Source organism: Bombilactobacillus mellis, assembly GCF_000967245.1.
GTDB lineage: Bacteria > Bacillota > Bacilli > Lactobacillales > Lactobacillaceae > Bombilactobacillus > Bombilactobacillus mellis.
In genome coordinates this window covers 462,848-476,087 of the sequence record NZ_KQ033878.1, presented here as the reverse complement: position 1 = coordinate 476,087, position 13,240 = coordinate 462,848, and the positions used below count along the sequence as shown (strand labels likewise).

The 13,240-nt window shown below is 36.8% G+C and carries 13 protein-coding genes; all 13 read left to right on the top strand.

Annotation, left to right across the window (positions count from 1 at the left end; genetic code table 11):
* Positions 1 to 21: 21 nt before the first annotated feature.
* The 13 genes from JG29_RS06495 (at position 22) to serS (ending at position 13,206) form a co-directional block, all read left to right on the top strand.
* Complete coding sequence (locus JG29_RS06495) at positions 22 to 477, top strand: LPXTG cell wall anchor domain-containing protein (protein ID WP_045923138.1); 456 nt, start codon at positions 22 to 24, stop codon at positions 475 to 477.
* An 85-nt stretch (positions 478 to 562) separates the two neighbouring features.
* Positions 563 to 1,333: a hypothetical protein gene (locus tag JG29_RS06490; protein WP_045923137.1), complete on the top strand. Its 771-nt coding sequence runs from the start codon at positions 563 to 565 to the stop codon at positions 1,331 to 1,333.
* A gap of 193 nt (positions 1,334 to 1,526) precedes the next feature.
* Complete coding sequence (locus tag JG29_RS06485) at positions 1,527 to 2,594, top strand: WxL protein host-binding domain-containing protein (RefSeq protein WP_045923136.1); 1,068 nt, start codon at positions 1,527 to 1,529, stop codon at positions 2,592 to 2,594.
* Between the two features lie 97 nt (positions 2,595 to 2,691).
* A complete protein-coding gene (locus JG29_RS06480; RefSeq protein ID WP_156961642.1) occupies positions 2,692 to 3,750 on the top strand; it encodes a WxL protein host-binding domain-containing protein in 1,059 nt (352 codons plus the stop codon).
* A gap of 17 nt (positions 3,751 to 3,767) precedes the next feature.
* A complete protein-coding gene (locus tag JG29_RS06475) occupies positions 3,768 to 4,802 on the top strand; it encodes a DUF916 domain-containing protein (protein ID WP_045923134.1) in 1,035 nt (344 codons plus the stop codon).
* 63 nt (positions 4,803 to 4,865) lie between these two features.
* The gene (locus JG29_RS06470) at positions 4,866 to 5,663 is read left to right on the top strand and encodes a hypothetical protein (protein WP_045923133.1); all 798 of its coding nucleotides are present in this window, start codon (positions 4,866 to 4,868) and stop codon (positions 5,661 to 5,663) included.
* A gap of 90 nt (positions 5,664 to 5,753) precedes the next feature.
* On the top strand, positions 5,754 to 6,791 hold the full coding sequence (locus JG29_RS06465; protein ID WP_045923132.1) for a WxL protein host-binding domain-containing protein: 1,038 nt from the start codon (positions 5,754 to 5,756) through the stop codon (positions 6,789 to 6,791).
* 62 nt (positions 6,792 to 6,853) lie between these two features.
* Positions 6,854 to 7,606 carry a hypothetical protein gene (locus JG29_RS06460; protein WP_045923131.1) on the top strand — a complete coding sequence of 251 codons (753 nt, stop codon included), beginning with the start codon at positions 6,854 to 6,856 and terminating at the stop codon, positions 7,604 to 7,606.
* 18 nt (positions 7,607 to 7,624) lie between these two features.
* Entirely contained in the window at positions 7,625 to 8,644 is a 1,020-nt protein-coding gene (locus tag JG29_RS06455) for a WxL protein host-binding domain-containing protein (protein WP_045923130.1), read from the top strand.
* A 78-nt stretch (positions 8,645 to 8,722) separates the two neighbouring features.
* Positions 8,723 to 9,604, top strand: a complete 882-nt coding sequence (locus JG29_RS06450) for a WxL domain-containing protein (RefSeq protein ID WP_045923129.1) — start codon at positions 8,723 to 8,725, stop codon at positions 9,602 to 9,604.
* Between the two features lie 71 nt (positions 9,605 to 9,675).
* Positions 9,676 to 10,695 (top strand): WxLIP family cell surface protein, encoded by a 1,020-nt coding sequence (locus tag JG29_RS06445; RefSeq protein ID WP_156961641.1) that lies wholly within the window; start codon positions 9,676 to 9,678, stop codon positions 10,693 to 10,695.
* Positions 10,696 to 10,719: 24 nt separating this feature from the next.
* A complete protein-coding gene (locus tag JG29_RS06440) occupies positions 10,720 to 11,592 on the top strand; it encodes a WxL domain-containing protein (protein ID WP_045923127.1) in 873 nt (290 codons plus the stop codon).
* 324 nt (positions 11,593 to 11,916) lie between these two features.
* Positions 11,917 to 13,206, top strand: a complete 1,290-nt coding sequence (gene serS, locus JG29_RS06435) for a serine--tRNA ligase (RefSeq protein ID WP_045923126.1) — start codon at positions 11,917 to 11,919, stop codon at positions 13,204 to 13,206.
* Positions 13,207 to 13,240 lie beyond the last annotated feature (34 nt).

The window sequence follows — 13,240 nt, the reverse complement described above, 5'->3', positions numbered from 1 at the left end:
CTTAGTGGGAGGGGTCGTTGAATGAAATATAAAACAAATAGTAATTTCAAGCGACTCACTTTTGGTAAAGTAGCAGGATTGGTTATTGCTCTGCTTGTTGTAATTGGCATTGTAATCGGTATTCATACCACTTTAACTTGGGCGGGTACTGGTTATGATTACAGTGGCAATGAGATTAGTAAGGCTCTTCCCGTTGCGGCTAATAAGGGAGAAAACAGTAATGTAGGCCAGGCAACTGCTAAATCGGATGCTAATGTCTTAGTAACTGATAATGTTAAGTCCACTACTGATAACAAGGGTAATGCTCCAGTTAAAATGAGTACACCCGGAGCGGTTACCGTAGTGGAGAATACTAATTATCCGAATACGGGTGATGCAAACAGTTATGGTGCTGTAGTGTTAGGTTGGAGTTTGTTGCTAGGCTTGATTGTTGTTTATCGCAAGAAGTTAATGTCACTTTTTAAGTTTAATCGGTGATAAGTAGGTTGACGTTTTTATTATCAGTGATATCATAAAGACGGATATTTATTTATCTAGATATTATTTTGGGGAGGTATTATTCATGAAAATGGGTAAATTATTTAGTTCAATTGCTACGGCAACAATGGTATTGACTACATTAGCACCAGCAGCAGTTGCTAATGCGGCCACTGGTTATCCCGTAACTAATGATGGCGTTAGTCAAACACCATCATCAGGTGCCTCGTTGCCTGCAGCAACATCCAAGGACAAAAATTCTGATTCTGGTTCTGTAACAGCAACTTCAGATGCTAGTGTCAATGTTATTGATGGTTATTTAATTTTACAAAGTGTTCCTAATTTTGGTTTTGGTGCTGCTATTGCTGGTAATACTGCTGATTTAGTTAATTATCAAAATGCTGGTCATGGCGCAAATGATGCCGGTGATTCTGGCTTATTAACTATTCTTGATAGTCGTCACAGTCAAAAACCTACTCCTACTAATCCTACTCCACAGGATGGTATGGGTTTTTCTTTAACTCTTGCATTGGGCGGCTTTAATCACAATGGTACAACCACAACAACAAGACCTGACACTGATAAGTTTTCATTAGACTTTGTTAAAGGTTCTGCTGGTTTACGAGAACAATATAACAAAAATAATAAATTTGATACGTTAGAAGCTAGTCCTGGGAATATTCAAGAAGGAGCTAGCGGTACACTTATAACAACAGGTACAAAGACGTCAGGTGGTAATCATACATGGGCATTTACTGGTAAAGATGTAAAGTTGAATGTACCACCAACTGCTGCTGAGGGTCAATGGTATGCTACTATGACATGGACTTTAAATGCTAAGGTTGCTGCATCCTAGGATCCGTGAAGTTAGTTAGTATTGTGCTCCGTTCGTTTGTATTTTCTTATTTTAAATTAAGAAGTATTGACTACTAAAAATAAAACCACTACAATAGGTAGTGGTTTTATTTTTAGTATTATTTATTTGTTTTTTGTACCTGATTGAAAATCAGTGTTTACTTTACATAAACACTAATAAGGAGTTCAGATCAATGCATCTTTCTAGTATGAAGAAATGTAATTTTATTTTTTGGATTACCTTTTTTAGTTTGTTATTATTTTTTACCGGTAGTTCAGCCTTTGCTACTTCACCAAATTATGGATTGAAGGTTAACTATGGTAATAATCAAATTGCTCAAAACGGGCAAATTGATGTTTTTGGTTCCCCAGGTCAGACTGTTAATGCTAGTATAACGATTAGCAATCAGTCTTCTAAGGATCAACAGTATGAAGTTCATTTTTATACTGCAGGAACTACTGATGATGGTTCTTATAATTATGTTAAGAAGAGAAGACCAGATTCTAGTTTAAAGCTTAATCTTAAAAATTATATTAAGCCTGTTCAGCAAGTTGTAACTGTGAAGGCTAATTCTATGCAAAATGTTGGTTTTAACATAACTATTCCGACTAAAAAATTCACAGGATATTTGATGGGCGGGATTACGGTCTCTCCTTATCATCAAAAGGCTGAAACATCTTTAACCTCTAATGGAACTTTGATTAAGAATAAATATTCGCAGGGTCTTCCGGTAAAAGTTCGCCAGGCACAGGGAAACAAGAAAAATCCTGAATTTCGTATCTTAGGAGTTTCTCCCACAGCAGATAAAACGCTGAAGTCACGGGGAGTTAATGCCCATGTACAGAATTATGTGGATGGTTTTTTACCAGATCTTAGTTTGCAAGCCACAGTAACACGACGGCCTGATGACCATAAGTTCAAGGTTAAAACTACCAGTGGCAATCCGCAATCCGTAGCTCCTAATTCTAATTATCAATTTTATATTGATTGGGGTAAAAAAACTTTACAAGCGGGAGATTATCATCTCCGGATGAAATATACCACTGCTGATAAAACTAAATCTTGGATTATTAATAAAGATTTTTCTATCTCTAATGCTGATGCTGCTAAGTATAATAAGCTGTCCGGTATTAAACCTAATTATACCTGGTTATGGATCTTAATTGCTCTACTGGCCTTAATTTTGGTTCTAGGATTAGGAATTTTCTTTGGTCGGCGGAATCAACAAAAAAAGCAACCTCCAATGAATAATCAATATTAAATTATGTTAAATATCGCAGACACAGGAAAAGTGTCTGCCTTTTTTGTGATATTATGTTATCATCAATAGTGATAGTTAAGGAGAATTGAGATTGATTATGAAAAAGAAATTCTTCATGCTTTTAGCTGCTTTTGTGATAACTTTTATTAGTGGTCAGTTTTGTCTGACGGATATCCAAGCTGATGTTCAAGATATTACAGTTACTCCAATTGTAAATGACCCTAATGTAACTGATAAATTTCAAATTATTGCACAACCCAATCACGTTTATACAGTGAAAATGTCATTTTCCAATTTTGGACCTAGTACTGCTCGTTTGCGTATTCGGCCTACCAATGCTTCTACAAGTCCGACTGGGCAAATTATTTATTCAGAAATTATAAAATCCGGGACCTATGGTTTAAAAGTGGCGTTTCGGGACATGGTGTCTGCTCAAGTTGTTACTTTGAATACGAATCAAACTAAGGAATTGTCTTTTAATATTAAGACGCCGCCAGAAAGTTTGCCGGGATTTATAATGGCCGGGTTTTACATTTACGATCTGGATCATCCGCATGATGGTGGTTTAAAAGTGCCCGTCTGGATTACTGAAACTAACAAGGCAGTAGGCGGTGTCTTAATCTTAGACGGAATTAAGCCTCAAGCAGTTAATCATACCCCGGTTATTAATGTCAATCTAAGCAATAATCAACCTGGATTAATGAAAAATGTCACTGTTCATATGACTTTAAGACGTAAAGGATTATTGGAGTTATTTAATTTGGGTTTTAAACCTGTTAATGCGGATCAAGTTTATAAAAAAATAGCTCCCAATTCCAATGTTCCTGTAGCCTTTGATCAACAATCTCTGCCAATTAAACCTGGAATTTATCAGGCTCAAGGTACGGCGCGTAGTGGTAAAACTAAATGGAAGTTTTCCGGTAGTTATCAGATTACCCAAAAGCAGGCTGATGCTGTGAATAAAAATTGTAATAACTTACAGTCTGACAAAACGGTTTTATATCTTATGATTACAGCTGCTTTATTACTACTAATTATGTTCGTTATTTGGGGATTATGGTCACAAAGTCGTCAAAGTAAAAAACTAAATGCTACTCGTCAGCAACCCCCTAATGCTCCCCGGAATTCAAGATATTCTTCACATAATCGACGTTAATCTTAGGAGGTTTATTGATGAAAAGGATTAAATTTGTGAGTGCTTTGGTTGTAGTAATTACTGGCTGTCTTTTCTTAACTACTTGGTTTCTACCAACTGTAGCCGCTAATAAAGATAACAATAATCAACCAGCACGTTCTTTTACAGTCAAGGCCGTTATTCCACATAATCAAACAGATAAAAAATTAACCTATTATGATTTACAAGTCCATCCTCAACAAAAACAAACTCTGAAAATGGTTGTGACCAACTTGGGCACCAAAAAATTAAAAGTTGATCTCAATATTAACAATGCCTATACGTCGCAGAATGGGATCATTAGTTATGATAAATCTTACGTTCATCTTTATAAAGCTCAACAGCCGGCACTCAGTGATTTAGTGCAGGGAAAACGGCATAAAAATATAGTAATAGATCCGCAGCAATCACGGACAGTTAAGTTTACTTATCAAGCTCCTAAGACTAGTTTTCAGGGTATCATTTTAGGTGGGATCACGGCTTCAGCAGCAGTAGGTAATTCGAAAAAGAAAAATTTAACTATTCAAAATCGTATTCGTTATGTAACGGGGGTCGTCTTACGTTCGCAAACTCATACCGTTAATCCTCATCTAACTTTAGGACCCAATGTTCGGTCTCAATCACGAAATATGCAATCGGGGCTCAATTTTGAGTTACGTAATGCCCAACCTATTAATTTAAGTAAGATGAAATTACGAGTCCGTATTACTCCGAAAACTAAAAATATGCCTCTTCGGCAGCTCAATAATATGCAAATGGCCCCTAATTCTACGTGGCAGGTTTTTGTGCCTTACAAAAAGCTGACTGCAGGCACTTATGTTTTGCATCTTAATGTAAAAGAAAAGCCTGGCTGGGAGCAGAACTTTACTCGAAAATTTACAATTACTAAAAGTCAAGAAAATACTCTGTCAAAAGAAAGCTCAGCCCGTAATTGGCCAATTCTAACTTGGATCTTGTTGATTGTTGTTTTAGGCGTTGTACTGGTTATTGGATATTTATTGTGGGTGTATTTGCAGGGAAGCAAACATAATTAATTTTTTGACAATTAATTAGACGTTTGGGAGATTAATTGTTATAATGAAAAGGAGGTGTAGATTGTGAAAAATTGGGGTAGGAAACTTTCATATTGTTTAGGTGCAACTTTATGTTCAGCACTAATGGCAACACAAAGCGTTCAGACTGTTTGGGCTGATGATAGTGGGGCTCTTTCGGGAACAACGAGTGCTTCTACTAATGTTACCGTGACATTTACGCAAGCTGGTCTTTTTATTGATAGAATGCCTAACTTTGATTTTGGTAAGGATAATTCTTTAATTTCTGCTGCAAGTAGTGGTGTTAGCCTAAAACATGGTCAGGCTAACCAACGTAGTCTAATTGTTAATTCACCAGATGCGGCCGTTGGTTTTTCTGTAAGTGTTCAATGTGGTAAAGGTTATTTATATGATCCTGATAGTGATAGAAGTGTAGGTACTTCTGAATCAACTTCATCATCAGCAGAACAAAAATCAATAGGTACCTTGACGCTTAACAGTGAGTACCTAACAGCTGGAAAGATTATTTATGATTCTTATAAGGAAATTCCTAGTTATTGGAGTCAATACACGGATGCAACTGCAGGAGGAAACATACCGTTATATATTGGGGATCATACTTCTAGTAGTAGTGCAACTAATGTTTTTTCAGTAAAAGAGGGTTCTCAGGGAGAATCAGGTGTAAATTTTAATAATGCTAAAAGTGCCACGTTTTGGATAACTGATACAGATCAGTTAGATAAATTAAAAAATTATTTTTCTACTAGTCCTTCAACTTCAGAATCAACAACTAAGTATCAGCATCTAAATTTGATTTTTCCGCTCCAATGGACCGTTGCAATGACACCTGATACTGGTTCTTAATATTTACTTTGCATTTTAATAATGGATTAAAGGGTAGCTAGTAGTGCTACTCTTATTTTGTATAGTTTGATTTTAATAACGGAGTAGTCTATGAAATTTTGGAAAAAGTTTGTTGCAATTTGTTTAGATTTCTGTTTTTGCTTGGGAGTATTTACACTTTCAGTCAAGGCTGCCGGCAGCACTTTTACAGTTATTCCACAGGCATCTCCCGAACAGATGGGTTCTATAAATCAGGGTTGGTATTTGAAAGTTCAGCCCGATCATGATTATCAAATAACTTTTCAAATAGCTAATTTTTTGTCTTCAACTAATGTAATTGAAGTTATACCAGTTATTGTCCAAACTAATTCTCAACTACAGCTAAATTTGGATGAGCCCAACGCTCAACCGGGTCCGCATGCTCAATATGATTTTCGCAAGCTGACTACTGGTAAGACTCTTACTTTACAGCCGCAGCAGCGGGTCACGGAAACGATGAATCTTCATGTTCCTGCCGCCGGAATTCGAGGAATTTTGATGGGCGGGTTGTTGTTTCGCTCTCAGACTGATTTACAAAAGCAAAAGGACAGTTTACAAAATCAGGGCAAAAATCAATCAGCTTTTTTATCAACAGCAGCAATCAGTTATGGACTATATTTACAGCAATCTATGACTAAATTAAAAGTTCATTTGAATGTTGGAGCACCCCGACTACGTTTACAAAATCAACAACCGCTTTTAATTACTCCAGTCAAGAATTTAACTGCCTATCCCTTTTCTAAAGGACGCTTAAAATTACAAGTTACTAATCCGAAAAATCACGCATTGAATTTTACTAAGACAATGAATAATATTGATTTAGCGGCTAATTCTCAAGTTGATTGGTTATTTCCTTGGCAGAAGGGTCCGCTTTTGGCAGGAAAATATTATTTAAAATATACTTTTACCAATCCGCGGATGCACTATGAATTTAAACGAACCCTTATTTTATCCGATAAGCAGGTTCAAGAATTGAATCGTTATTTACCTGAAAAACCACGCGATTATCAAGTAATATTTATTGTGATAGCAATCATTACGGTATGCCTTTTAATATTACTGACTTTTTTAGTTTATCATTATGGCTTGTGGCAAAAAAGGAAGGATTAGGATTTACTTTTAAGAGCTTATGCCTTAAAATGAAAACGTGAGTATCAGGGGGAGGGATATGTGTGCGTTTACGAAACAAATTATCATTACTAGCTGGTTCATCGATTTTGATCATAGCCCCGTGTTTCGCTAAACCAGCTGTAGCAGCCGATGATGATCATGCTTTAACTAATGTTTCGGGAGTTACCGCAGGTATGGAGGATGGCTATCAGTCGGCTGGTAGTAGTAGTTCAGCTGGTACATCCTATGCCGGAATCGGTTATGGCGATCAGTTATTGACTAATCCAATAACTCTATATAAAGTGCCCAATTTTGACTTTGGGTATCATAAAAGAAATGAAGGAAAAAGTAAGTTCCAATTAATAGATTCGACTGCAGATAAGCGTGTGCTCATTATTAAGGATGAAAACGGTCATTTAAATTGGACCGTTACTGCTTCATTAGGGGAAAATAATGTCAACAATTCGCAAATTAATTCTGATGATGTTTCAATTAGCTTTAATAATGAGCTTAATGGTGGAGCATTTTTGAAAACGGCTACTTTAGAAGAAAGTTCTAATTACGATCCTGCTGCAAGTTCTGCTATAGATGGTTTACAGATGTTTGACCAAGGGGCAAACATTAGTACAGGAACGTCAAAAGTAATATTGCAACGTAATTTGAATAATTCAAATAATAAGAAAGATAGTTTAGGTGTGATGGTCACCTTTGTTCGTCCGAATTCTGCCAATTTAAATTTAGATCTGGATAACCAACCTTATACGGCTGATAAATATGTAGCACCTATTACTTGGACTTTAAATGTTACGAATTAATGATAAACGAGGTTTTTTATGAAAAAGTCACGTTTTTTAATTACACTAATCATAGTTGGTGGTTGGTGTATTTTTTTTAATTGTTGGACTACTCATGCTGCTGAGATGCCTGTGACTGTTCAGTTGCAATTGCCGGCTGCTAACAAGTCTAATGGTGTAGTTAATATGGATGTTCAACCCCAACAGAAGATTCATTTTGTAATTTGGTTACATAATATAAGTAATAAAAAAGTAAGTATTAAAGTAGGCCCCGGAGTCGCTAAAAATGATAATAGCGGGCAGATTGTTTTAGGTGATAATACTAAACAGCGGATGGATTCTTCTTGGCAGTATCATTTGCGGAATTTGGGTTTTTCGCCTCGAACAGTTAGTATCCCAGCTCAAAAAATCAAAAAAATTTCAGTCACTTTGCAGGCACCGAATTATCAGGGGTCAATTTCCGGTTCGATCATTGTTCAACCAGTTGTAAAGCTTCAGCGGCATACTCGTTTTCCTAATCAAATTCAGCAGGCTTATGGCGTTTTATTAAACGTCGGAAATTATGAGGATGTAAAACCACATTTACGTTTAGGCAAGGTTTATATACAAGCACAAGGAGGTCAAGTAACAATTGTTGGTGAAATCCATAATCAAGCACCTATTTATTATGGTAACGGAGCGGTGAGTTACTCAGCTCAGCTGCAGGATAGCCATGGTAAAAAAGTGGCCAGCTTGCACTTACCCCAGGCAGCTTTGGCAGCCAATGCAATTGTGCCTTTAACTATTGTATGGGGAAATCATCCTGTCCAAGCTGATACTTATCTATTTAAAGCCCAAGTCAAAATTGGTGATCAACTCTGGCATTTTCAAAGACATTTGACGATTAGTAACCGCCAAGCTCTACAATTAAATCGCCAAAATCGCGATTTGCAACCTAATCGTTGGCCCTTGATTATTTTTATCATTTGTATTGCGCTTGTAGCCTTAGGATTATTTTTCTGGGGGATTTTCTGGTATGCAAAAAATCAGGGTTACCAGAAAATTATTAAGAAAAAGTAATATTTAGCTTTCTTTATTTTTTATATTGTTCTATAATAAAACTGAAATCTAAGAAAAACTAAAGAGGGGGATTTCAATATGTCTATTAAGGGTTTAAGTAAAGCCGCCAGTGCTTTGGCATTGGTGGGAGTTGTAGCACCATTTCTAGTGCAGAGTGTTAGTGCTGATGAGGAACAACCAACATCAGCTTTAAAAGATGTTGCTGGAGTTTCGGATTATTCTGGTTCACAAATTATTAACAGTGCGGCTGTGTCTGATGCTAATGGTAGTGGGGTGATTACAGGTAAGTCTTATGCTGGAATTGGTTTTAAATCTGGTGATTTGATTCTTTATCAAGTTCCTAACTTTGATTTTAGTATGGATAATAAAATTGCTGCTAACACTTATAAGATGATTGATGTTTCTACTAATAGTGAAGAAAGTAATCGGATGGCTGTTATTGTAGATAACCGCTACACTTCAACAGATGGTTCGGCAAAGGCTGGGGATGGTAAGTCGTATAACTGGACCTTAACTGCTGAAGCAGGCAATTTTACACCAGAGAATAGTGAAACTGAGACGGTAAAAGATTTAACTACTGGGGATGTTCAAGTTTTAATAAATGATAGAGGTACTAATGGAACGGGATCGGATAAGTTGACATATAATGTTCCAGAAAGTCAAAATGTAAAAGATCAACCAGACAAAATATATAAGCCTGGAACTAATAGTATTGACCCTAGTACAGTTGGTTTGGACCTTGCTACTTCAGCTACTGATATTTTGAACAATGCTGGCATGATTGCACAATCAAAGTCTAGTAAGACTCCTGGACCGACAGCAATCAATTTTAAAGATAATGCGAGTGCAGAATTTGTGGTCTTACCTGGCTCTACAACTGCTGGTATCGCTAAGATTGTGCCTAATACAAAGTATGTTTCTACTATAACTTGGACGTTATCAGCTTCTCCTCTTCACTAGTACCTAGTGAGTAATACTAAGATAGAGGAGATAAGCTTGTGCAGAAGAGATGGCAATATTTTATTCTAATAATGGCTAGTATTTTCGCTTGGTTTACATTTACAAAACCGGCACAAGCCGCAATCAGTGGCGCGGCCGGTTTTTCTGTGGAACCAGTCGATAATGAAATTGGTAATCAGGCAGATTATTTTAGTTTGAATCTTCAACCAGGGCAAAGTCACCCTTTAAAATTAAAGTTAACTAATAATTATAATAAGGCCATAAAAATTGTTATAATACCGACGGTTGCTGGAACCGATAATTCAGGTCAAATTAATTATGCCAATGTGACTAAAAAAAGAGATTCCAGTTTAAAATATGATTGGACTAAAATTGGGCCTACTAAGCAAACTGTAAAATTACAGCCTAAACAAAGTCAGGTCGTCAATCAAAACTTGCAGATTCCCCAGGGAAAATTCAATGGGGTCATGTTGGGAAGTTTTTATGTTTATTCACCGACGGTTAATAAAAATTTAAAAAAGGACAATGCTAAAAAGAATCGTAAAGTAGCAATTACTAATTTATATTCTTATTCTGTAGGTATCTTAATGAATGTTGGCGACATTTCTCAGGCACAGCCGAATTTGCGTTTGCACAGTATTAGGTTAGGCTTGTTGAGAGTAGATCCTGCAGTGTTTTTGAATTTACAGAATTTTCAACCTAAATATATTAAAGATGGAAAAATGCAGGTTCATGCGCGTATTTATCGGCGTCATAGTAATGAGCTTGTAGTGCAAAACAAGAAAAAGCAAATGAGCTTTGCACCTAATTCCAATTTTGATTTTCCTGTTAGTTGGGGAACTAAGCGGATGCAGGCAGGTAATTATCAGGCTCGGGTACGGGTACGTACTCCGGAACGTAGTTGGTATTTTGTAAAGAATTTCACTATTTCTCCTAAAGATGCCAATCGTTTGAATCGGCAAAATCCTGACTATCATAAGAATTATTGGCCTCTTATTCTAATAATTGTGATAATAATCTTATTATTGATTGGTCTCTTGTTCTATTGGTTCTATAAACGAGGACAAAATCAGATACAAAACAAGCAGTAGTAAGAGAAGACTGGAGGAGATATTTTGTCAAAACAAAAATTAACCCAGGTTGTAGCTTTAGGTGCACTGACTTGTTCAACATTTGGTTTATCGACATCGGTTATGGCTGCTGCTCCTAGTGCTGCTTTGAGTGGGGTGGACTCCAGTACTATTATTAACTCTGCTGCTGTTTCTCAGAATCAGAATAATACTGGTTCAGCCACTGGGCAATCACAGGCTGGTATTGGCTTTGAAGATGGTGATTTGTGGCTAATAAGCGCTCCTAATTTTAATTTTGGTACTCGTATTGTGCAGGTTGATCAATTCTGGAAGTTAGTTCCAAATAAATCTGAATCTTCTAACAGCGCCAATAAACAAGATGATTATAAAGATGATAGTATTGTTGTGGGCGATTTTCGTAGTCCCCGAGATAATACAGGGGCCCTAATTCCTGCTAAAAGTGGGTGGACTCTAACGGCTCAGGTGTCTGACTTTAAACTTAAAACTCCGGATCATCCTTATGGTGATTCTGACAAGCCTACTATTCAGCCTATCGATTATATGTGGTTTAATAGTGCTCGCTTAGTACACGGTAATTTTAAAGGACCTATTACTGAAGATGCTATTAAAAATAAGCAATTTGATTTAAAGGCTGCAACTAATGGTTATCCCGGGGCACCGACTAATAACATAGTAGGAACAGATTCAGATACTAAAAGTATTTCAATTGTTCCCGAACAACCTGGTACAACAATTTGGAGCGCTCAGAGTAAGTCTATTCAAGGTAAAAGTATTTGGGGATTAGCATTTAATAGTGAGAAGGATGTGGACTTAGAGACTCCAAGTTTAGGATCACAGTTAACTGGTGATTATATTGCCAAATTAACTTGGACCTTAAGCACTGTCCCTGTTACTTAATAAGTTGAAATTATTAACAGACTTAGAAACATTTTTTCTAAGTCTTTTTTATTTCTATTTGCTTTTTTTAATCAAATAGCTTATTATCATCATTAGATAACGCATGAATTACCTTTAGAGTTTATGTCCAGAGAATCAGGCAATTGCTGAAAGCCTGAATAACTCATCTTCCAGTATTTTCAAGCGGATAATAATTGAAGTTATACGGTTGCCACCGTTATCGGTGTAAAGTGCAGTGACCAACACTGAATTTGGGTGGTACCGCGAATTAAGTCGATTCGTCCCTTCTGGGGATGGATCGACTTTTTATTTAAGGAGGTTAATATGTTAGATATTAAGTTAATTAGAAAAGACCCTGAATGGGCTAAAAAAAAGCTGGCCGCTCGTAATATTGGTCCGGAACAAGTGGATGATTTATTAGAATTAGATGAAAAACGGCGTCAGCTTTTAACCCAAAGCGAAGAATTAAAAGCTCAGCGGAATAAGGCTTCTCAACAAATTGCACAAATCAAGCGCGAACAAGGAGATGCTAGCGAACAAGTTGCTGCAATGAAACAAGTTGGCGAGCAAATTAAGGGACTGGATGAGCAGTTAGACAAAATTGAAAAATCTACCGAATATATTCTGGTACGTTTGCCCAATTTTCCTGATGATTCTGTGCCGATAGGGCCCGATGAATCTTATAATGTTGAGGTTCGTAAATGGCAGCAGCCTCGGGAATTTACTTTTACCCCCAAGGCTCATTGGGAAATTGGAGAGAACCTGGGTATTCTCGATTTTGAACGGGCATCTAAAGTTTCCGGCAGTCGTTTTGTTTACTATATGGGTATGGGCGCTAAATTAGAACGGGCTATTTATAACTTTATGTTAGATGAGCATACTAAAGATGGCTATACTGAAGTAATTCCACCTTATATGGTGAATGCGGATTCTATGTTTGGTACGAGCCAATTTCCCAAATTTAAAGAAGATGTTTACACAGTTATTGATGAAGAACGGCCTTTAACCTTAATTCCGACGGCGGAAGTGCCCCTAACTAATTACTATCGTGATGAAATTTTAACTGAAGAACAGTTGCCTGCTTATTTAACAGCTTTAACTCCTTGTTTTCGTTCAGAGGCTGGTTCAGCTGGCCGTGATACTCGGGGATTAATTCGAATGCACCAGTTTAATAAAGTAGAAATGGTTAAATATTGTAAGCCGGAAGATTCTTGGAAAGAATTAGAGTCTTTAACTGCGAATGCGGAAAGTATCTTACAAAAACTAAACTTGCCTTATCATGTAGTTACGCTATCTACTGGTGATGCTAGTTTTAGTTCAGCTAAAACTTATGATTTGGAAGTTTGGATGCCTCAGCAAAACACTTATCGCGAGATTTCCAGTTGTTCTAACTGTACCGATTTTCAAGCGCGCCGCGCCCATATTCGCTATCGGGATCAAAAAGGAAAACTTCATTTAGTTCATACTTTAAATGGTTCCGGCTTGGCTGTGGGCCGGACAGTGGCCGCAATTTTAGAAAATTATCAAAATGCAGACGGTTCAGTGGATATTCCTGAGGTATTAGTTCCTTATCTTAACGGTGTTTCAAAGCTAACAGTTGAAAATTCACGTTAAAAATAAAAAAAGATCAATTTTTCGGTTGACAAGC